The following is a 22,422-nucleotide window of genomic DNA, read 5'->3' as shown; positions in this document are numbered from 1 at the left end:
AAGAATAAGCTTGTTAAGATGATAAAACCTAACAAGCTTATTTTTTGTTTCTGTTTGGCTACATAGCGTTTTCTACTGTTAACCTAAAGGTGCCGATCTCTTTTAAAAGCCACGACTTATTAAGAAACATTACTTATTAGAAGCAACGCTCTATAACACTATTTTCTATAAAAGCGAGACATGTCTTCTAGTGACTTTTGTATCGCATCAATAGGAATCTTTTTATCAGATTCTGGCTGCAACTGATTATCAAGTTGGCTTGAATTGCCTGCTGGGTTGACGACAAGCATCGTCTCTTTGCCAACAAGCGCATAATTGTAGTAACTGCCTGAGATAAACCAATCGCGCGGTGTTGAACCATCAAACAAGTTTGCCCCTACACTATAATCAGACACATCTGATTGAGTAGTAAAAAGCGTATCCATTAACGTCGGAACGACATCGAAGTGAGTGGTGCGATAATCGATCTCTTTTACGACTTTATTTGGTTGATAGACGTATAACGGCACATGAATTTGAGCCTGACTATAGTTGCCAGTATGCCCCCAGTAGTTCAGTTTATTATCATTAAACTCTTCGCCATGATCAGAGGTGATCACTACGATGGTATTGTCTAGATCAACCTTTTCGAGAACTTTCCCAATTAACCCATCAATATAGAAAAGAGAGTTTTTATAGCGGTTATGGTAAGGCTCAGGATCAAAGTCATTATCAAGAAGAATATGATCCACTCGAGAAAGATAAGGCTTGAATTTAGCCCCTTCAGGCTCTGGAAATTCAGTGCCATGCGCTGAGTCGTAGAACAAAAATCCAAAGTAAGGTTGCTCACTCTCCTGCTGTTGGAAAGCTATAAAGTCTTCGGTGATCCTCGCATCGCGTTCTACTTGAGTGGTTCCCGGTGTGCGCAATCGTAAATTGTCTACCTGTTTAAAGACAGTGCGCGATAGTGGCGGACTGGTTAAAGCCGCCGAGCCGAAAATCCCCATGCGGTAATTTGATTCTTGTAATTTATCCATAAAGAGTGGCGACACTTGATTGGCGTAAAAGGTGTTCCAATAGGTCGCAGGTAAACTATAAAACAGGCTAAATATACCAGCTTGCGTAGAATTCCCACCGCTCATGTGTTGATTAAATTGACTGCTCTTGATTTTGAACTTGCTCACGTTCGGCATGATCTCAGCGTTACTGTCATCAAAGCGCCATGCATCAACCAAGATAAATAGTACGTTTGGTTGTTTCTCTTTCTGCTGAATCTCAACTGGCATTGATGGATATTGTAATTCCGTTTTTTCACAAGATTTAAACTCCACCCGCTTTTGTTGAGCAAACTCTTCGCTGACAAGCTCGTGCTCATAAATAAATGAGCGGGCAGTGAGTGGGTAGTAAAGAGGCCAATTACTGGTGAATTGACTTACTTCATTATCGAACGTTGCGTTTTTCCATGCATGAATCGCTTGGCTGCTGAGTAGTAGGGCGAACCACACTGAGATCATCACGTACTTCACTTTACTGCGAGCTAATTTATTACTTAGCCATAAGGTAACGCCGAACCCAATAGTAAGAGCGAATAATTCGGCTATGAATATCAACGCGCTCAGCCATGAAACATTGAATACTTCATTTCCAGAATCCAGAAACATTTTGATCAGTAATGCATTGATATGAAATTTATAGTGTTGAAAAACCGTAATATCGATTTTTAGTGCGATTAGAATGATGATCGCTATGGTGGCACAGATAAATTTGAAACTCTTTGTGGGTAAAAAACTCGCGACGATTGTAGTTAACAATAGAGGAAAGCAGATAAGCCCTAACCATCCGATTTGGGTTGCTGCGAGATAAAATACCTGTAAGAGACTATATTCCTGAGGATTGACGGTGAGTAAATACGGGTAACAGGCGATAGAAAGATAAAGACTGAAACAAGAGAAAAACGCGATGAGCCAAGCGTTATTATAAGAGAGTCTTTTCAGCATAAATACGAATCCAAATCAAATTAGGGCAGCAGTGTAAAAAAGCGACGGAGTATAAAACAGTGTTTTTTATCATGCAATCAGAGATTTGTATGTCTCAGTATGTCAGTGTTTGTCACTCTGGTGATCCGTACCAGCGTCATCTTTGGCTATCTCACTGAATGGCTTGTAATCTTTCTGGTGACATCTCTTTTTTTTACCGTTGGGTAGGCTGATATTTCTCTAGAATCGAGGTGCGATATGATAATCTCTTAAAACGTCGTCATCGGAAAAGTGTGAGTGCATTTTGTTTTCTGTTTATCATTCCAACAAAGTAGATAGCCTAAAAATCCTGTTAGTCCATTTAGCGAAAAGTGAACCGCTAGATAACCCATTTGAACAAGAGCAAATCTTGGTGCAAAGCCCGGGAATGTCGCAGTGGTTGAAAATGGAACTCGCCAAGGAGTTTGGTGTGGCGGCGAATATCAACTTTCCTCTTCCTGCTACTTTTATTTGGGATATGTTCACCCAAGTGCTTCCTGATGTACCAAAGCGAAGTGCTTTTAACAAAGAAGCCATGACATGGAAAATCATGCATATCCTTCCTTCAATGTTGGACGAAGAGGCTTTTGCTCCATTAAAGCAGTATCTAGAGCAAGATGACGACAAATCTAAGCTCTATCAATTATCTGAAAAGATCGCCGATATTTTCGATGGCTATTTAGTTTATCGACCGGAATGGATCGCCAGCTGGGAAAATGGCCTCGTAGTCGATGAACTCGAAGGCACTCATCCTTGGCAGCCGATGTTGTGGAAAGCGTTATACGATTACACTCTTGAGCAAGGCCAATCTAAATATCACCGTGGTAATTTGTACCAAGATTTTATTGATGCGCTGGCTCGCTCTAAAGATAACCTCAGTCATCTGCCGAAGCGCCTTTTTGTGTTTGGTATTTCATCTTTGCCTCCACGCTATATGGATGCGTTGAAAGCGCTGGGCGAACATATTGATGTTCATCTCATGTTTACCAACCCTTGTCAGCATTATTGGGGCGATATTCGAGACCGAAAAACCTTAGCTCGAATTGAATCGAGAAGTTGGAATCGTCTCTCACTGCAAGATGATCTTTTAGAACGCCAACCCACCTCGTCATTATTAAAAGGTTCCATTGAAGATAACCTTGAAGATGATCTGCATACCAATAGCGCCGTCGGAAATGAGTTACTGGCATCGATGGGAAAACTCGGTCGTGACAACCTTTATCTGCTTTCTCAGCTTGAGTGTGATGAGAATGATTTTTTCATGCGTGTCGAACGCGATAATTTACTGCACCAACTGCAAGCGGACATCCTCAATTTAGAACAGCATCAAAACGATGAAATTTTAGATTCAAGCTTCCATAAGCAGCAAGTAGATATCAATGATACCTCGCTGACGGTTCATGCATGCCATAGTCCAATGCGAGAGGTTGAGGTATTACACGATCAGTTGTTGGCGATGTTTGATGCAGATACCAACTTAAAACCGCGCGATATTATTGTGATGGTGGCGGATATCAACGCGTATAGCCCCGCGATTCAAGCGGTATTTGGTAATGCTCCTGGTGAACGTTATATACCTTATTCGATTTCAGACAGAAGTGCTGATCAAGAGAGCCCGATCCTTTCAGCATTCATGCAGTTGGTAAATTTACCCAATACGCGCTGTTTGGCTTCAGAGCTGCTGGAGCTGTTAGAAACGCCTGCGATGATGCTGAAGTTTGGCCTTAATGAACAGCAGTTTGAGCAAGCCAAGCAGTGGGTTGAAGAGTCAGGGGTTCGTTGGGGGGCAGATGCCAATACTGCCACCGAATTTGAACTTCCTGCGACAGAGCAAAATACTTGGTTGTTTGGTATTCAACGGATGCTATTGGGTTATGCGATGCCAGAATCTGCTGGGTTATTTGCCGCGCCTAACAGCAACATTTCAGCCTATAACGAAGTGCAAGGTATGGGCGCTGAACTGGCAGGGAAATTAGCTCACTTTATCGAGCTTATTACCCACTACCGCCAAGCGTTGAATCACACTCAGTCGATTGATGAGTGGCGAGAGATCTTGAACGGTTTACTGAACGATTTTTTTCAGGTTGAGCTAGAAGGTGAAGTGGTATTGAAGTCCATTCGTGACTCTTTAATTCAGCTAAAAGAGCAGCTTAGTGATGCTGGATACGAGGCTGATATCGCCCCGAGTATCTTAAGCCAGTATTTGCAAAATAGGCTATCCGGAACGCGAGTGAGTCAGCGTTTCTTAGCTGGCCAAGTTAACTTTTGTACCTTGATGCCAATGCGTTCTATCCCATTTAAAGTCGTCTGTTTGTTGGGCATGAATGACGGCGTATATCCGCGCTCAATGCCACCAGAAGGTTTTGATCTAATGAATGGGCCAGCCAAAGCGAGAGCAGGGGACCGTTCACGCCGAGATGATGATCGTTACCTTTTCCTTGAAGCTATGTTGTCAGCGCAGCAAGGTTTATATGTCAGCTATGTTGGACGTTCGATTCAAGATAATACAGAGCGCGTGCCTTCGGTTCTGGTGTCTGAATTACTTGAGTATTGCCAGCAGAATTACTGTTTACAAGGTAGCGAAAGTTTAGCCAGTGATGAATCAGGTCAGCAGCTGCTCAATGCATTGGTTGAGCATCACGCGATGGTACCATTTAGCCCGAATGCCTTCATGTCTGCTGAAGCTGATACTGCTCAAACTGCGGATAATCAATTGACTAGTCGTTCGCAACAGAGCAGTTACGCCAAAGAGTGGTTACCTGCGGTTAATCGCCTTGGCCAGTCAAGTGATGACTTTAAGCGCAAGCTCGGGGACTACTTATTGGATGTGGTTTATCCCCTTGAATTGGATTTGGTTGAGCTGCAAAAATTCTGGCGTTTGCCTGTTCAGTATTTTTTCAACCGCCGATTAAAAGTGGTGTTTGAAGCGCCTTTACCCGTAATGGAAGATGATGAACCCTTTGTTTTAAATGGCTTAGACAGCTTTAAACTTCGTGACCAGTTGTTGGATGTGCTATTGACGGCGAAACTGCACACTCATCAAGATCCGAAAGATGCACTGAACGGTTTTATTGAACAACAAAGAGCACAAGGGAAGCTTCCTGTTGGTGCGTTTGGTGATATTGAGTTTGAAACCAATCGTGTTCAGGCTGAACAGTTAGTCGAAGAGTTAGCCTTTATTTGCGGCAAACCTATTGATGATATTGAAATTGATCTCACCCTCAATGCTCTTGCGAATAAAGAGACTGGTGAAGAGAATGCGGTTCATCTAACGGGTTGGTTGACCAAGCATTACCAATCTGGATTAATCCGCTATAGAAGTGGTCGAGTTCGTCCTCAAGATTACCTCTCTGCATGGATTGATCATCTGAGTTGCGCAGCAATGGGGCATTCAAAAACGACACACCTTATTGGCTACGATCGCAAAGAAGGCGTAGTGCATATGATGTACCCTCCGATGAACGATCGTAGTGAGGCTCTCGATATTTTAAATGAGTTGGTGCGCCTGTTTTATCAAGGTATGACCGAACCTTTGCCTTATTTCCCTAAAACGGCTTTGGCTGGCGTTGAAGCTGGATTCAGTCGAGGAAACTGGGTGGATGATGAAGAAAAGTCACTGAAAAAAATGGCTGATACGTTTAATGATGGCTACGCCTTTACTGGTGAAGGGCGAGATAGCTACATTGCGAGAATTTGGCCAAAATGGGATGACGAACTCGCGTTGCAAGCTCGTTTGTACTCAAGTTTAGTGATGCAGGGGCCAAGGCTCTGGGCGAAAGACGCCAGCGATATTGAGTAAAGTCAGGACGCATGCTTAATTTACGAATGACATCGTAAAATAGAGTGGCCGCCAGTCAATCATTATAGTGTAGGGCGTCTTCTGTGCGGCCACATGGTCAGAGGGACCATTGTTTGTTATTCAAGTTGCTTTTATTAGCAGAATGATGACGGATCAAGATTCTTCTAATGGGTAATGCGACAAATTAGGTGCGGATACTAACTATGCTATTGCGTAGATACCGTGAGTGAGATCCCACGGCTTTTTATTCAGTAGTAGAAATTTAAAACAATATGAACTTCTAAGGGATGACTCACAGTGAATTCATGTTGTGTGTTGATGAATTTGATTTTCAGTATCAAATATATTGTTAAAAACAGATCGAAAAGGCAGTTGAAATGACAACAGTAGTCGCCAATAACCTAGATACAATGACTTTTCCCTTACACGGTGCAAGATTGATTGAAGCTTCTGCGGGTACAGGGAAAACCTTTACAATTGCAGGGTTATACCTTCGTTTGCTGCTTGGACATGGTGAATTAGTCGATGGGGAAGAGACATGCCACTCTGAGCGACTGACGGTTGATCAAATTCTCGTGGTGACCTTTACAGAGGCGGCGACCGCTGAACTTCGTGATCGTATCAGAGCGAGAATTCACGATGCTCGTATTGCCTTTTCACGCAGTCAAAGTGATGATCCGGTAATCAAACCGTTATTGGCTGCGATAAGCGATCACCCTAAAGCGGCAAAGATACTGCTACAAGCTGAAAGGCAGATGGATGAAGCGGCCGTGTTTACTATTCACGGCTTTTGCCAACGAATGCTGACTCAAAACGCATTCGAATCGGGCAGTCGATTTAACAATGAATTTGTGACTGATGAAAGCCAGTTGAAAGCACAAGTCGTTGCCGATTATTGGCGTCGTCAGTTCTATCCTCTATCTCTGAATCTTGCCAGCGAAGTGCGCAATATTTGGGGCTCACCATCGGCACTGCTTGGTGATGTGAGTAACTACTTAACGGGCGTACCATTAGAGTTGTCGGTTAGCGCGATGTCGGGAGACCTTGCGGATTTACATCAACAAAATCTAGAAGAAATTGATCAACTTAAAGCCTTGTGGCGAGAGTCAGAAGGGGATTTTCTTGCTCTAATTTCAGGTTCAGACATTAATAAACGCAGTTACACTAAAAAATCACTCCCGACTTGGTTAGAAGCCATTTCGGTATGGGCGAACAGTGAAACGAATGACTACTCCATTCCAGATAAGCTTGAGAAGTTTGCCCAAAATACGTTAATCGAGAAAACCCCTAAAGGTAATGCCCCTGAACATGCGGTATTTGCTGCTATTGAACACTTTTTGGCGAACCCTGCTGATTTGAAAGCGCCTCTATTAGCTCATGCGATTTTGCACTGTCGAGATATGTTGGCAGCGGCTAAGCAGAAGCAGCAACTGCTCTCATTTGATGATTTATTGACTCAGTTGTCAGCCGCGATTGATAGCGACGAGCAACAGTTGCTGGTGGAGCGTATCCGCAGCTTATATCCCGTTGCGATGATCGATGAATTCCAAGATACCGACCCTCTGCAATACAGTATTTTTAGCCGCATCTACCTAGATAACCCTGAATGTGGTCTGTTTATGATCGGCGATCCTAAGCAAGCGATATACGGTTTCCGTGGTGCTGATATCTTTACCTATATCAAAGCGAGAAATCAGGTAAAACAGCATTACACGCTGGGCACAAACTGGCGATCCAGTGCCGACATGGTCAGTGCTGTTAATCAGGTATTTCAAGCCTCCGACAGCCCGTTTATGTACGATCAAGATATTCCGTTCTTACCTGTGAATGCAAGTCCCGGAGCCGATCAAAGAGCGTGGTATTTAAACGGCGAAAAGCAGCAGGCGATGAGTTACTGGATCCAAGAAGCTGAAGACAAGCCCTTGCCAAAAGGTGAATACCACCAAGCGATGAGTGAAGCGACGGCAAGCCAGATCCAAACGATTCTAACCGCAGCGCAGCATGAGAAAGCTTACCTTGTGACGTCGAAAGGTCAAAAACCAGTACAAGCTGGCAATATTGCGGTGCTTGTAAGAACGGGAACGGAAGGGCGCTTGATCCGAGATGCTTTAGCCAAACAAGGCATTGCGAGTGTTTACCTTTCTAACCGTGATAGCGTTTTTGTCAGTGGTATCGCGCAGGATGTACAGCGTTTACTGCAAGCTGTACTTACCCCCGAAAATGACAGAGCACTACGAGCAAGTTTAGCGTCTGAGCTCTTTGCTTTAGATGCCGCGAAGTTAGACGAACTCAATAACGATGAAGTCGTGTGGGAAAACGCGATTAATGAATTCCGAGAATACCGTCAGCTATGGATTCAACGTGGCGTGCTGCCTATGCTCCGTAGTGTGATGAGTAAGCGTCATATCGCTGAGCGCCTACTAGAAGAAGAAAATGGTGAGCGAACTCTGACCGACTTAATGCATATGGGTGAGCTATTGCAACAAGCTAGCCAAGAGATGGATAGTGATTATGGTTTGCTTCGCTGGCTTGCCGAGTCTGTATCTGATGCGGTTAATGGGTTGAGTAGTGGTAGTGATGATGATATTCAGCGTTTAGAATCCGAACGTAATTTAGTGCAAATCGTGACGATCCATAAATCAAAAGGGCTGGAGTATGATTTAGTCTTTTTACCTTTCGTAAGTAGTTATCGCGAAGCAAGCGAAGGTAAATATTATGATCAGCAAGCAGATAAAACGATTTTAGATATAACAGGTAATAAAGCGGCTCTGGCTCAAGCAGACAAAGAGCGTTTAGCTGAAGACCTACGCTTGATCTACGTTGCGTTAACTCGTGCCGTTTATGCCTGTTTTATTGGAATAGCACCCTTGAGAAAAGGTCGCTCGACCAAAGAGCCTACCGGTGTCCATTTGAGTGCCATGGGCTACTTGATTCAAAATGGTGAAGAGCTTGGCATTTCAGATCTAACCAAGAGAGTTGAAACCCTAACTCATGCAAATTCAGCCATTGGCTTAAAAGCTTTGCCACAAGCTCATGATTCACTTTATGTGGCGCAAGAAGTTGATGCCGTAGATCTCATCGCTAGTGAACTTAATAACCCTATTGATCGAGGGTGGAGAATCACCAGTTATTCTGGTTTGGTTAAGCAAGGCAGTCATGCATCTCATGGCTCTTTTAGTGATACTCAAGACGTTAATTTACATGATACCGCGCTTGAGTCTGCGGGGTTTGATATTGACTCGGCCGATGAACAGGACGAGTTGGAAGTGCTTGAGCCACAGCGTTCAATTTTCACTTTTCCGCGAGGTGCGAGGCCTGGTACTTTTCTGCATACCTTATTTGAAGAGGTTGAATTTACTCAACCCGCAACGTCAGATGCTAATACACAAGTCATCCTACAGCTCTTAGAAAGTGAGCAGTATGAGTTGGAGTGGCTTCCTGTGTTGCAAACGCTGGTGGACACTGTGCTTAACGCTCCGCTAGACGGCAAACAGATGAAATTAAATGAGAAAACCCCAGCTCAACGTTTAGTTGAAATGGAGTTCCTATTACCTATTGAAGTGCTAACGTCTTCTGGATTGAATCGAGTCATACAGCGCCACGATCCGCTTTCTGCTAAAGCGGGAGATCTGGGTTTTCAAACCGTAAGAGGTATGTTGAAAGGCTTTATTGATTTAGTGTTTGAACACCAAGGTAAATATTACGTATTGGACTGGAAATCCAACCATCTTGGCGATGATGTTGGGGCGTATCATGGTGAAAACTTGAAAGTGGCAATGGCGGATCACCGCTACGATCTTCAGTATCAAATTTATGCCCTTGCTCTACATCGTTTTTTACGCAGTCGCATTGCCGATTATCGCTATGACACACATTTTGGTGGCGTGTATTACCTGTTTTTGCGAGGCATTGATGGTGATTCAGATAATGGTATTTTTTCAGCGAAGCCAAGTGTCGAGTTGTTGGATGAAATGGATAAATTAATTGATGGTCAGGCAATTGAAAGCCGGACGACGAACCAAGGTCAAATGGAGTTACTGTAATGATTGTAGAGACCAACTCTATTGAACCAAGTGAAAGTCACCTGCCACTCTTCAGTGAGGTTAGTTCGCTGTTGGATGTGCTCAAAGCTTTGAGTGTTAAGGGAACCTTGCGCCAAATCGATTATCAGTTTGCGCGTTTTATCGCTTCTCAAGTGGAAATCAATGCGGATGAAATAGGCTTTATTGCAGGGATCGTTAGCCATGAGCTAGGTAAAGGGCATATCTGTATTCAGCTCAATTCTGAGCAAGGGGGTATGAATGATTTTGCCTCAATGCTTGGCTTATATGGCGATGCTGCAAAGGCGCTGAACCAAAAGTTACTCAGCGTTGATTGGCGCACTCTACTCGATCAATCTTCCGTGGTTGGTAAGGAGAGGCAAGCCGTCCCATTAATGTTGGATGATGGACGCTTATACCTGCATCGTTACTGGAATTATGAATCTTTTTTGGCAGAAACCTTATCGAAACTGAGTAAGCCTGTCGACTTGAGTGGTGTGCAATTGGGTCAACTGACGAAAACGCTTAGCCATCTTTTCGCTCGTAGCTATCATTTTTTATATAAGGATTTGGTGAAAGCGAGCAAGGACGGTAAGAGCACTCAAGTGTTAAGACAGCAATTAGTGTGCGATCACCTGGATGTCGTCTCGAGTGAAAATTTGGATTGGCCTGCTATAGACCAAATACTCGTATCGGCCCAAAAAACTCAACATCTTAATGAATTAGAACGCCTTGTTCCCGAAGCGTTTTGTCTCAACTGGCAGAAAGTTGCAGCAGCAGTCGCGTTAACAAGGCGCTTTGCTGTGATCTCTGGTGGCCCCGGTACAGGCAAAACCACAACGGTAACTAAACTATTAGCGGCACTGGTTGAGCAAGCTCAGGCTCAGTTGGAAGACGGTGGTTTAATGCCCACCATTAAGTTGGTTGCACCGACGGGCAAAGCAGCGGCTCGCCTTACTGAATCTATCGGTAAAGCGGTGGCTGAACTACCACTCGACCCATTAGTTAAAAAACACATCCCAACAGAATCGAGCACGTTGCATCGATTACTCGGGGCGATCCCAAATCGTGCGGAGTTTCGTCATCACCGTCATAATCACCTACACGTCGATATCTTGGTGGTCGATGAAGCTTCTATGGTCGATTTGCCTATGATGTTCAAATTGCTCGATGCGCTTCCTTCACATGCTCGTTTGATTCTACTTGGAGATAAAGATCAACTCTCATCGGTGGAAGCGGGGGCGGTATTAGGTGATATTTGCTCATTTAATGATTATGGTTTTAGCCAAGCTCAAAGCAAATCTCTGGCTCAGTTAACGGGGTATCAAACATTAGCCAGCAGCAGAGTCGAAAATAGCATTGATGCGCCTATTTGCGACAGCCTATGCATGTTACAGAAAAGCTATCGTTTCGATGCTCGTTCAGGTATTGGTCAATTAGCGAAAGCGATTAATACCGGAAAAGCACAGCAAGTAGAATCGGTATTGACCAAAGGATTCAATGATATTCAGCACTACCCCTTATCGGCTGACAACTACAATCAAATGATTACCACGTTAGTCGTGAACTATCGTCATTATCTTGATCGAATTAGTCATAATAAGGTGGATGAGGTAACCGATAAGCGAGAGACTCAGGAACAGAAAGCTCTAGCTGTGTTGGCACTATTTAGCCAATGCCGCCTGTTGTGTGCTATCCGAGAGGGTGATTTTGGTGTTACAGGCTTGAATCAAAGGATTGAAACAAGATTAGCGGCAAGGCGATTGATTCAGACCAACGATGAGCTTTGGTATGTGGGTAGACCCGTCATGGTGACACGTAATGATCACGGCCTTGGGTTATATAACGGTGATATTGGTATTTGTATGCTGGATGACAGTGAATCAGAACCTCGATTAAAAGTGTATTTTGAGCTTCCAGATGGCAGTGTGAAATCGGTATTACCAAGCCGAGTACCAGAACACGAAACCGCTTATGCGATGACCATCCATAAATCTCAAGGCAGTGAATTTGAACTTACCGTGATGATTCTGCCACCGGATTTTAGCCCTATTCTTACACGAGAATTGATCTATACCGGAGTGACGCGAGCAAAAAAAGAGCTCATGCTATTTGCAGATTTATCGGTGTTGAAGCGTGGAATAAAAATAAAAACAGAGCGAGTGAGTGGTTTAGTTCAGCGGCTGAAAGTCAAAGGCTAGTGTTTTGGTCGATGATAGGGGAAGGTCAGTCGGTGTTAATAACCATCCATGGCTATAGATATTAAATTGAAATTGATAATGGACTTATAAATCGACGGTATGAAATACACGAGTGAAGGACACACTCTTAATGTTGTATTGCTTTTGATAGTTCATTATCAAAGATTTAAGGTTGTCATTGGTAGGGAATACACAATGAACGTCTAAGTCTTCAAGAAAGTGGTTTTCGGCCATATCCCAAAAACTTTGGATAGAATTACAAATAATAGTTCTCATAGGTGTCAGCTCTTTTTATGTCGACGTTGTGGTGATTTTTATTAGATATATCACCGTACTATGAGCAATCCATGCAGAACCCAAGTTAATGGGTGGGCTAATCCAACCAAAAATGTGAAGTATGTCTCACAAAATTTGAGTGAATTCTATACAACTTTTACTATGAATGATAGTGCGTAATGAATAAAAGCATGAAAAATCATGCTTTATCATTAATGTTCACTTTTTGATGGTTTTTATTTTTTATTTAATATTTTCAAACTCTTAGTGATAATATTTTGGATTTTCGTTGATAGTTATAAAGGTCTTGTTTTTCCATAGGTAAAGCATCAACACCTATTTCGTAGAACCCTTGCTCCCTGAACCAGTGCAAACTATGGGTGGTGAGTACAAAAATGTGATGAATATTCTTCGCTTTAGATTGCTGTTTCATGAAATCAAGCAGCATCAGCCCTTTTTTACCGTCTCGATAATCTGGGTGAATCGCAACGCAAGCCATTTCAGCCATATGTTCATGGGGATAAGCATAAAGTGCAGCACAGCCAATAATTAAGCCATCTTTTTCGATGATCGTGAAACGGTGAATCTCTTGTTCTAATTGCTCTCTTGAGCGACGGACGAGAATACCTTGCTCCTCTAGAGGACGTATCAACCCTAAGATACCGCCAATATCATCAATATTCGCCTGACGAACTTGTTCCGCGCTTGCCATTACAACTTGAGTTCCAATGCCATCAAGAGAGAAAAGTTCTTGAATCAGAGCACCATCATCTTTATAGCTAATTAAGTGGCAACGAGAAACGCCCGCTCGACAAGCCGATACTGATCCTTTAAGAAATCGCAATGTTCCAGAGCTGTTATCTTGAGATTGGTCAACACTGTCATTAATCGAATGCAGTATGTTCTCAGCATCACTTGGAAAGATTTCGGCAACGGCTTCACCATTTTTATCGATGACGCCTTGGTTGGAGCAAAAGCCGATAAGTTTGTCTGCTTTTAGTCGAATGGCCACTTGAGTTGCTAACTCTTCAGAAGACAAATTGAATGACTCTCCAGTGACGGAACTCGCGATAGGGCCGAGCAGTACGATTGAACCTTGATCCAGCATGCGATTGATCCCTTGCGAATCAATACGACGTATGCGTCCGCTATGGCAAAAATCAACACCATCATCGATACCAAGAGGTTGAGCGGTGACAAAGTTACCACTGACCACATTGAGTTGAGTTCCTGCCATTGGTGTATTGTTTAAGCTCATGGAGAGACGAGCTGTAATCGTCAGTTGCAGTTGTCCGGCTGCTTGCATAACTAAACCAAGCGCATGTTCGTCAGTGACGCGGATATTATTATGGTATGGCGTTGTATAGTTTTGAGCTTCCAGAGCCTGATTGATTTGTGGCCTTGCTCCATGGACTAAGACAATTTTCACACCCAAGCTATGAAGTAAGGCAATATCATTGATTATATTGCCGAAGTTTTTATCAGCGACAGCTTCACCGCCTAACATAATGACCATCGTTTTATTTCGATGAGCGTTTACATAAGGTGTGGATTGGCGGAACCCTTTCACTAAAGCGGTGCTTCTAATTTTCACGCATATTACCCGTGTGGTTATTTATGCTGAAATAATGGCTTTTTATTCAAGTGTGAGCAAGTGTTTTTTTGGAATGAAAAGCAAAGAAATAAACAGAATGACTGCATATAAAATTGGTTTGTATTAAATTAGTATAAGTTAAGGTTTATAGTGAAAACAAAAATGGCTAAAACGATCCGAAAAAGCAAAGTAGATAAAATTATCGACAATTTATATCCAGATACAGGGTCAGCTGAATTTCACGCAAAAAGAAGGCGTAAAATAGCAGAGCGTACTCTGATGTTGTTGGCGATTATTGGCACCATTTCAGTCATGAGTTTATATAGCGACCTTATTGAACGTTTGGTTATCCCTGAAGTGGATAAAAGCTTAGTCTACGGAATGTGGACTGAGAAAGATGTCGCCAGTTACGCTCAAGATAAGTTTATCGTTGGGAGTGGTGGCATTTCCGTAAATGGCGCTATTGTCGCGACAGATTTTGATTTCGATGGTCGCTACTTAGAGTATGTGAGAGGTGGGAAATCATTAAAATATAAATTTTCAGGTCAAGATTATTCGGAGATGAAGTTGGTCTCTCCTGCCCATTATAGCCCTACTTTTACTCGACGAACGATGGGTTCTAAAGCCTCAAATGGTATACGCCCCTCTTATTAAGTAAAACTCTGATTGAGATTTTGAAAAGAGTTTGTCATTCTCTGGGCATCAAACCTTTTGGATGACTACTGTGATAAAAAAAATCATTCCTGCAGCGGCGTTATTATTTCTCTTTGGCTGCGCACAACCGACTGATCGGGCTCAACAATATTTAGATAGCGAATTTGAAGCCGATCTTAATAAAGTTGAAGTCATAGAGTCTAATCAACCTCGTGATTTTACGGCTTTTTCAAAGCAAGCTGAGCAAGTGGTGACCCTTTCACCTTCTATGGCTAAAATTTACCAACCTCTATACGAGCAACTTGAGGCGTGGGCTCTCCAAAGTGGCGATCCAAGCGATTTGGCTAATTTTGGCATTCAAACGGCTCAACTCGGCGGTGGTGATAGCCAAGGTAATGTGTTGTTTACAGGGTATTTTTCTCCAGTTATTGAATTACGCCATGAGGCTAATGAAGAGTATCAGTATCCGGTATATGGACAACCAGAATGTACGGATACCTGCCCAACACGTGCTCAAATTTATGCTGGAGCGCTAAATGGGCAAGGTTTGGAATTGGGCTATGCCTCAAATCTCATCGACCCATTTATTATGGAAGTTCAAGGAAGCGGTTTTGTTCATTTTGGTGATGACGATACGTTAGAATATTTTGCTTATGCAGGTAAAAATAATCGCGCGTACGTAAGTATTGGACGAGTGTTGATTGAGCGTGAGCAGGTTGCCCGTGAAAATATGTCTCTTAAAGCCATTAAAGAGTGGGTATTGGCAAATGAACCTGACGTTGTGCGTGAACTCCTTGAACAAAATCCTTCGTATGTATTCTTTTCCCCTAAAGCGGCAGCCCCAGTAACGGGAAGTGCCGGTATTCCATTACTCCCAATGGCGTCAGTTGCTGGTGATCGTTCTATTTTCCCTATGGGAACGCCTATTTTAGCGGAAGTTCCACTGTTAAATGCGGATGGAACTTGGAGTGGTGCTCATCAACTACGCTTACTCCTAGTATTAGATACAGGGGGCGCGGTGAAGCAAAATCATTTAGATTTATACCATGGCATGGGGCCAAGAGCGGGAACGGACGCTGGGCATTACAAACATTTTGGTCGAGTTTGGAAGCTCGGTTTAGAGGGGAGTGCAACGCAAGCACCTTGGGCTCTTCCTCCAGAAAAAATACAATAGTTGTACTCTAGAGAGCTTATTTATCGCGGTTGAATCTTTGCGGTTTGCTAAGCCTAGACATTTCCAGAAAGAGTGCGTATAAAACGCACTCTTCTTTTTCTATCGATTAAAATTAGGGTGCATTCATGCGCGAATTAACCGAACCAGCTTCTGAAAATTATGATCAACGCTTTGGTGGTACACGCCGACTATATGGTAATAGCGAAGTCGAAATTTTACGTGCAGCACATGTGTGTGTCATTGGTATCGGTGGTGTCGGTTCGTGGGCGGTAGAAGCACTGGCTCGTACAGGCGTGGGTGAATTGACTCTGATTGATATGGACGATGTTTGTGTTACGAATATCAACCGTCAAATTCATGCAATGTCAGGCACGGTAGGGCAGAGTAAAATTGAAGTCATGGCGGAACGTGTAAAGCTGATCAATCCTGAATGTAAGATCAACTTGATCGATGACTTTATTGGCCCAGATAACCAAGCCGAGTATCTCAGTAAGGATTTTGATTACGTACTTGATGCGATTGATAGCGTCAAAGCAAAAGCCTCTTTATTAGCTTATTGTAAGAGTAATAAAATCAAAGTGATTACGATTGGTGGCGCTGGCGGCCAAACGGATCCGACTCAAATTAAAGTGGCAGACCTTACCAAAACGATTCAAGATCCTTTAGCGAAAAAAATTAAAGATACGCTGCGTCGTCATCATAATTTCACTAAAAATCCAGCGCGTAAATTTGGTATTGATTGCGTCTTTTCAACTGAGCAACTGAAATACCCTCAAGCAGATGGTTCTGTGTGTGGTGTTAAGGCTACAGCGGAAGGGCCGAAACGTATGGATTGTGCGAGTGGGTTTGGCGCTGCAACGGTCGTCACTGCGTCATTTGGTTTTGTTGCAGTCTCTCGAATTGTTGAGAAACTGATTCAGAAACACCGGAAATAATTAGGAATTCGTAATGTCACCATTTCAAGCTTCGCCATTTGGTACTGAAATTAGCGCCGAGATGATCGTCGAAACGATGCAAAAATTTCACGGCTGGGAAGATCGCTACCGTCAAGTTATTCAATGGGGCAAATTGCTACCGAAAATATCTGAAGAGCTTAAAAGCGATAAAGTCACCGTTTCTGGGTGTGAAAGTACAGTTTGGTTGGTCAGTCAGCAAGTTGATGGCTACTGGTTTTTCTGTGCAGATTCCGATGCTCGAATTGTTCGAGGGCTTATTGCGTTAGTGATGGCGGCATTTGATGGAAAAACGGCTCAACAAATACAGGTGTTTGATGTCGATGATTACTTCAATAAGATTGGATTAATTGCCCATTTAAGCCCTTCCAGAGGGAATGGTTTAAAAGCGATTGTTGAGCAGATAAAACAGCTTGCTAGTTAAGGGATGACTTATTGAGTTTTGCACAGAGACTCTGCTATTTTCAGCGAATTATTTGCAGCAATTTGAACTCAAATGTGCTCTAATACCGCGCTTACCAAGGGATGGTGTTAAAAATACTCAGCTTAGATGGAGTTATCAAAGTTGACGAATCCCTTAATTATCCCTAGGAATAAAAAGAACATGTCTAAGAATAAAAAATACGATATCCGTACTACTGAAAAACGTACAGGTTGGACTGCTGAAATTACTCGCCAAGTGACTTCTCGCCGTGTAACTGTATCAAAACGTGAAATGGGTTTTGAAACTGAAGCGCTAGCGATCGAGTGGGCAGAGAAAGAGCTTGAAGGCTTTGTAAAAAACCAAGCAGAACGTAATGAACGTAAAGGCGAGCAGCGTAGAGCAGCAGAAGAACGTGCTGAAAAACGTAAAGCGGCCGATCTCCTTGCTAAGCAACGCAAAGAAGCGGAACAAGAGCAAGAAGACTAATTTTTAATAAGACAAAATCCCAACTAAGATTTTGTCGTTAAGAAAACTGAGTATGTTTAAGAAAACTAAGCATGTAGCTTTAGTGACTGTTTAACCTCAAGGCTTTTCAGTTTTAGAGACTTATTACTTTCAGGTTTTTCTTACTTCCAGAAATAGCTTACTTCCAGAAACGGCTTACTTCCAGAAATAGCTTACTTTCAGAAACGGCTTAGTTTTCTTGAACAAAAGGCATCGATAATATATCGGTGCCTTTTTCGTTTTGGATCATCATCTTTTGTGACTATTTAATGGGGCTAACTGTTTGAAATTATCTGGCCTGTGGTGAGCGGTTCATAATCAAGATCAATCACCTCCTCAAGGTAGTTCTCGACCGCTTGTTCTATCTCTTCATCATCTTGTTTAAAATAGGCCAAATGAAAAACCGCATCACCTTCATTCACGAGAGGAAGTGTCTGTTGTCCAATTACCACTCCGCCTTTATGAGCTTTAATTTCACACTCACTATGGCCTAGAGGCGAGCTAATATAAGCCAGAATTTGACCTTTTTCGACTTTTTCTCCTAATGTTACCACTGTTCTCAAAATACCATCGCTACCTGCGCGAACCCAACTGGTTGATTTTGCAATGATGGCAGTCGGAAGTTTTTTACGACTTGAACGCAGCATTCCAATGGATTGCATCACTTGCTGAATACCGATAAAACCAGCACTGATTGCAATTGGCTCAAAGCGTAAAGCTTCACCTGCCTCATAGGTGAGCACGGGAATACCGCATTTTTCGGCTTCACTTCTTAATGAACCATCACGTAGGGCTGAATCGATAATCACAGGAGTAGCAAAAGCTTGCGCAATACGCAGAGTTTCAGGGTTACTTAAGTTCGCGCGAATTTGCGGCAGGTTTGTTCTGTGTATTGCCCCGGTATGTAAATCAAGAATGTAGTCACATTTTTTGGCAACTTGATCAAAAAACGTGAAAGCCATGCGTGATGCAAGAGACCCATGCTCACTACCTGGAAAACAGCGATTTAAGTCGCGGCGATCTGGCAGGTAACGCGACTTATGGATGAAGCCAAATACGTTCACGATAGGCACGGTAATTAAGGTGCCTCGGAGTTTATTGGGGTCGATGGTATTAATTAGCTGTCTTACAATTTCGACGCCGTTAAGCTCATCACCATGTATCGCGGCATTGACCATTAAAGTAGGCCCTGCAAAGCGTCCGTTAATCACCTCAATTGGAATTGAGAGCGGTGAGTGGGTATAGAGCTTTGCAGCTTCTAGTTCGATCACTCGGCGTTGCCCTGGAGGAATCGTCTCATTTAATAAGTTAAAGGGTGTGTTTTTTTTCACTGCAACCATGCTATATGACTCATAAATTAACCAATGAACCAAATGTACCAACGGCCTCTTTATTGCACCAATGAATGATTTTTCTAGTGACGACAAAATAATTTAGTGAGTCGCAGAGTCATTTATCACATCACGGGGCTACTTCCAGCAGTTTGTCGGTAAACTTTCTCCTGTCGCTTTTAAGATCATTTTTTTATTGTTAGGTAAGCATGTATCTTGGTCTTGGCCTTTTGTCGATTGTGCCGTTGCAACGATGGAATAGGCCACGCTGGCTGAACTTACAACGTTAAAACTATATCTATCCGAATCGGATTCGCATAATAAACAGTGTCCCCCTGAGATAATAGCGCTCCAATCATAACTACCAGAATAGTGCTGCTCTAAAGAGAGTTGAATACGTGCCATGTCTGAAAGTGCTTGGCTACGGTGTGATTTTATGACGTGATTGGTATAACTCGGGTAAGCGATCGCACTTAATACACTTATGATGGCAATGACCACTAATAATTCGATCAATGTCATCCCATTACCTGTTTTTTTGTAGTTATTACATGGATTTATTGGAATCATTTCTAAGCCTCTCTGGTTTTATTTTTCGCTATTTTTCGTTGGTGATAGCATCTCTGCAAGTCTTAATTACAGTGTATTGTTCATTACATAGGAATTTGGGAAATGCCTCGCGGGTTTACGTTATTAGAGCTGCTTATCACGATATCGGTGATGTCGATATTGTTAGTTGTCGCAGCCCCCAGTTTTAGTTCGGTCACTCAAACCGTGAAAATGCAAAGGCTTGCGAGTGAGCTGAATGGTTTTATGCTTCAAGCTAAATCAGAGGCAGTGATGCGAAATAAGGATTTATGGGCACACTTCATTATGTCTGGCACAACCAACAGCACGGGAGATTGGAAGATTAAGCTATCAGAAAACGTGGCTCCCAATGTAGGCCCTGCGATTCTAATGTTGTCTGGAGAAGCTTATCGTAATGTGGTTTTTTCGGTGAGCTATGGATCTAAACAGGTTAAGTTTAGTGGTATTCATGGGAAAGCGAAGAACGGCAATGTCACTCTATCTATAGGAACAAAAACGCTCAAACTAACCACTTACCAAGTATCTGGAAGAATGAGAATATGCGGAGTCGGAGGTGAGTATTATGGCTATCAAGCATGCAGTTAATTCATCTCAATTAGGTGCGACGTTGATTGAATTTATGATCGCTTCTCTTCTGGGAGTAATAGCCATTTCCATCATTGGGTCGGTATTTCTATCTGGGCAGAGAGTGGCGACTGAGAGGAGTAAAGAGTTACTCCTGTTGCAGCAAGTTTCTGGCGCATTACAGTACTTCAAGCAAGATATTCAGAGGGCGGGTTATGACGGTGGAGGTGGGCACTCATTAATGCTATCAGGTGCTGCCAATATACTGCACATATCGCCTGACTTTAAAACCGCCGCTTATGCTTATCAACATCAGACAAAAATTCGCAATGTGGCGTTTGTTTTTCAGTCCGGAATGATCAAAGTGTGCGATAGCCCATCGACGATTGTGAAAACCGTATCATCGGCAGTAACAGGCTGCTCTTCAATTTTTGAGCCAAATCAGATTAAAGTCACTGACTTCAGTGTGAAGAGTGATGTCATTGCGGGGCAAAAGAGTGCCTCGGGGCTTACCTCGATCGCTATGTCTGCAGAATTAGTGGGAGATCCACTGGTCAGCTATTCATCCAGCGTTGAAGTTCAGCAGAGGAATTGGCAATGAAGAAACATCAACATGGTGCAATCACGCTGCTAATTACCAGTGTATTGCTGCTTTGCGCATTGATACTCACACTAGGCAGTTACCGCTCTATTTTTTATCAGATCAAGCGGGCACAAAATGAAGTAGTTGCAAGGCAGCAGCATTGGCAAGCTGAAGGTGGGTTAGAGTGCGCTTTTACTAAGGTATATCAAGATAAAGATATGACACAGTTAACAGCTGCGGCCTCTGTAGGTTACTTCTCTACCCAATGCTCGTCACCTTTAAGCTTACATCAAATCATATCTACACCGGTTATTGTCGGTAAAAGTTACCAGCTGTCCGCAAAGGTATTGAGTACCAATGATTCGCACATTACCAAAACGTTGCGCTTTAAAAGTGATAAAGGTAAAGGTGCGATTCAAACCGAATCAAGCATTAAAATTATCGCTGATGCTAGTGTTGAGATTGCACCTGAAGTTAATGATGAAGTATTGAACAATGGGAAGTTTGACTGCACAGCGATGAGGTTTAAAGATACGGTTGAATTTATTGCCAACGGAAACACGTTACAAACAACGCTTCCGATTGATACTCCAGCAGATTTTACTGAGTGTAATGACTATACCTCTCTTTCTAGTAACGCCTTAATCACTCAAGCAGGCTCATTGCCAATTGGGGCCTTTATGTCTGATTTCAAACATGATGCCGATATTGATACCTTCTATAACTACTTTGGCATGAAAAAAACGCCAGCGAATTTAGTATCTGTAAAAGCGGACTATTTCCATATTGATCTCACCTCTGGTGGAAATTGTGCCACTTTAGTGAAGAGTGCATTTGATAGTGGAAAAGAGAAAGTATGGGTCTATGGAGACTGCGTTATTTCGCCTAATTTATCAGTGATGGATGGGGCTGGCGTGATTACACCTCGCTCATTGGTGGTTGAAAATGGTGTCTTTGTTACTTACGGAGCGAATGTTTTTGATGGCTCATTTTATCATATGGTCAATATGTCTATGTTTGATGATCCTGACACTTCGGGTACCGATCTCGACCTTCTACCAGCGCACTGGGCTTCACTTACCTTACCTCCTGGTTTTGATATTTCACTGATTGAAGCCAATTCTATCTATATTGATACGGGTTCATTCTTTCCAAAAGGTGGAATTTTCCTCGACACTCCAAATGGGCTATCAACCATTAAAGGATCACTGAATTTAGACTTTACCAATAGCTATAACCCTTTCGATGAGCCATCAACTGTGGTTTGGCAAAGAGGATCTTGGCATGACTTCTAAACAGCAAGGCTTCAGTCTTATTGAAGTGTTAATTTCATTCTCATTGATTGGAATTGGTGCTTTGGGTTTGGTTAAACTCCAAGCTTATGTCGAACAGAAGGCCGATTTTGCAACTCACAGTGTTGAAGCGCTGTATTTGGCAGAAGAAAAACTAGAGTGGTTTCGAACTCGTGGAGCATCCGATGCGATGTCTACCATCACTCCTGCAAACTTTAATTCTGATTTGGTAACAGGGATGGATGTCTCACACCCTTTTTATACTCTTAGTTGGTCTGTATCTGCAATTTCACTGTCTGGAGCGTTAAAAACGATAGAAATAGAAGCGCAGTGGCAAAATCGGTTTGGTGATAATGAGTCGGTTAAGCTAACTACCATGATATCCAAATATAGTGAATTTAATTAATAGATGTCGTGAATGGTACTAAAGATCCCTTATTTTCAGTGATTG

At 42.8% G+C, this 22,422-nt stretch carries 17 protein-coding genes; 12 read left to right on the top strand and 5 right to left on the bottom strand.

Features of this window, described 5'->3' with window-relative positions; genetic code table 11:
- Nucleotides 1–158 precede the first annotated feature (158 nt).
- Nucleotides 159–1,976 carry a DUF3413 domain-containing protein gene (locus tag FCV43_RS13790; protein WP_136995519.1) on the bottom strand — a complete coding sequence of 606 codons (1,818 nt, stop codon included), beginning with the start codon at nt 1,974–1,976 and terminating at the stop codon, nt 159–161.
- A gap of 283 nt (nt 1,977–2,259) precedes the next feature.
- Here FCV43_RS13790 and recC point away from each other — a divergent pair, with 283 nt between their 5' ends.
- From recC to recD, 3 genes are all read left to right on the top strand, one after another.
- Nucleotides 2,260–5,793 (top strand): exodeoxyribonuclease V subunit gamma, encoded by a 3,534-nt coding sequence (gene recC / locus FCV43_RS13785; protein ID WP_136995518.1) that lies wholly within the window; start codon nt 2,260–2,262, stop codon nt 5,791–5,793.
- 377 nt (nt 5,794–6,170) lie between these two features.
- A complete protein-coding gene (gene recB / locus FCV43_RS13780; RefSeq protein WP_136995517.1) occupies nt 6,171–9,836 on the top strand; it encodes an exodeoxyribonuclease V subunit beta in 3,666 nt (1,221 codons plus the stop codon).
- Nucleotides 9,836–12,034: an exodeoxyribonuclease V subunit alpha gene (gene recD, locus FCV43_RS13775; protein ID WP_136995516.1), complete on the top strand. Its 2,199-nt coding sequence runs from the start codon at nt 9,836–9,838 to the stop codon at nt 12,032–12,034. The genes recB and recD overlap by 1 nt, the downstream gene beginning before the upstream one ends.
- Nucleotides 12,035–12,118: 84 nt before the next feature.
- Here the strand turns inward: recD and FCV43_RS13770 are convergent, their stop codons facing one another.
- Both FCV43_RS13770 and argA read right to left on the bottom strand, forming a co-directional pair.
- A complete protein-coding gene (locus tag FCV43_RS13770; RefSeq protein ID WP_084654878.1) occupies nt 12,119–12,310 on the bottom strand; it encodes a hypothetical protein in 192 nt (63 codons plus the stop codon).
- 256 nt (nt 12,311–12,566) lie between these two features.
- Nucleotides 12,567–13,904, bottom strand: coding sequence for an amino-acid N-acetyltransferase (argA, locus tag FCV43_RS13765; RefSeq protein ID WP_136995515.1), 1,338 nt, complete (start codon nt 13,902–13,904; stop codon nt 12,567–12,569).
- 162 nt (nt 13,905–14,066) lie between these two features.
- Here argA and FCV43_RS13760 point away from each other — a divergent pair, with 162 nt between their 5' ends.
- From FCV43_RS13760 to FCV43_RS13740, 5 genes are all read left to right on the top strand, one after another.
- Entirely contained in the window at nt 14,067–14,558 is a 492-nt protein-coding gene (locus tag FCV43_RS13760) for a DUF2850 domain-containing protein (protein ID WP_136995514.1), read from the top strand.
- 61 nt (nt 14,559–14,619) lie between these two features.
- Nucleotides 14,620–15,732, top strand: a complete 1,113-nt coding sequence (gene mltA, locus FCV43_RS13755; protein WP_170961661.1) for a murein transglycosylase A — start codon at nt 14,620–14,622, stop codon at nt 15,730–15,732.
- 125 nt (nt 15,733–15,857) lie between these two features.
- Nucleotides 15,858–16,667, top strand: coding sequence for a tRNA cyclic N6-threonylcarbamoyladenosine(37) synthase TcdA (gene tcdA, locus FCV43_RS13750; protein ID WP_136995512.1), 810 nt, complete (start codon nt 15,858–15,860; stop codon nt 16,665–16,667).
- A gap of 13 nt (nt 16,668–16,680) precedes the next feature.
- On the top strand, nt 16,681–17,109 hold the full coding sequence (gene csdE / locus FCV43_RS13745) for a cysteine desulfurase sulfur acceptor subunit CsdE (protein ID WP_136995511.1): 429 nt from the start codon (nt 16,681–16,683) through the stop codon (nt 17,107–17,109).
- A gap of 180 nt (nt 17,110–17,289) precedes the next feature.
- Nucleotides 17,290–17,595: a DUF3622 domain-containing protein gene (locus tag FCV43_RS13740; RefSeq protein WP_136995510.1), complete on the top strand. Its 306-nt coding sequence runs from the start codon at nt 17,290–17,292 to the stop codon at nt 17,593–17,595.
- A gap of 293 nt (nt 17,596–17,888) precedes the next feature.
- Here FCV43_RS13740 and FCV43_RS13735 read toward each other — a convergent pair whose 3' ends face one another.
- Both FCV43_RS13735 and FCV43_RS13730 read right to left on the bottom strand, forming a co-directional pair.
- Nucleotides 17,889–18,953 (bottom strand): succinylglutamate desuccinylase/aspartoacylase family protein, encoded by a 1,065-nt coding sequence (locus tag FCV43_RS13735; RefSeq protein ID WP_113799098.1) that lies wholly within the window; start codon nt 18,951–18,953, stop codon nt 17,889–17,891.
- Nucleotides 18,954–19,082: 129 nt separating this feature from the next.
- Nucleotides 19,083–19,514 (bottom strand): type IV pilin protein, encoded by a 432-nt coding sequence (locus FCV43_RS13730; RefSeq protein ID WP_136995509.1) that lies wholly within the window; start codon nt 19,512–19,514, stop codon nt 19,083–19,085.
- A 102-nt stretch (nt 19,515–19,616) separates the two neighbouring features.
- On the opposite strand from FCV43_RS13730, the gene FCV43_RS13725 reads away from it, so the two are divergent.
- Genes FCV43_RS13725 through FCV43_RS13710 form a run of 4 tightly spaced genes read left to right on the top strand, consistent with a single transcriptional unit; the run spans nt 19,617 to nt 22,377 of the window.
- Complete coding sequence (locus tag FCV43_RS13725; RefSeq protein WP_136995508.1) at nt 19,617–20,117, top strand: GspH/FimT family pseudopilin; 501 nt, start codon at nt 19,617–19,619, stop codon at nt 20,115–20,117.
- Nucleotides 20,095–20,697, top strand: coding sequence for a hypothetical protein (locus FCV43_RS13720; RefSeq protein WP_017054034.1), 603 nt, complete (start codon nt 20,095–20,097; stop codon nt 20,695–20,697). Before FCV43_RS13725 ends, FCV43_RS13720 begins: the two co-directional genes overlap by 23 nt.
- Nucleotides 20,694–21,974 carry a hypothetical protein gene (locus FCV43_RS13715; protein ID WP_136995507.1) on the top strand — a complete coding sequence of 427 codons (1,281 nt, stop codon included), beginning with the start codon at nt 20,694–20,696 and terminating at the stop codon, nt 21,972–21,974. The genes FCV43_RS13720 and FCV43_RS13715 overlap by 4 nt, the downstream gene beginning before the upstream one ends.
- Nucleotides 21,964–22,377 carry a type IV pilus modification PilV family protein gene (locus FCV43_RS13710; protein WP_136995506.1) on the top strand — a complete coding sequence of 138 codons (414 nt, stop codon included), beginning with the start codon at nt 21,964–21,966 and terminating at the stop codon, nt 22,375–22,377. Before FCV43_RS13715 ends, FCV43_RS13710 begins: the two co-directional genes overlap by 11 nt.
- The last annotated feature ends 45 nt before the right edge of the window (nt 22,378–22,422 follow it).

The sequence above is a fragment of the Vibrio genomosp. F6 genome (genome assembly GCF_005146325.1).
GTDB classification, from domain to species: domain Bacteria; phylum Pseudomonadota; class Gammaproteobacteria; order Enterobacterales; family Vibrionaceae; genus Vibrio; species Vibrio cortegadensis.
This window is presented reverse-complemented; position numbering and strand designations above follow the sequence as displayed.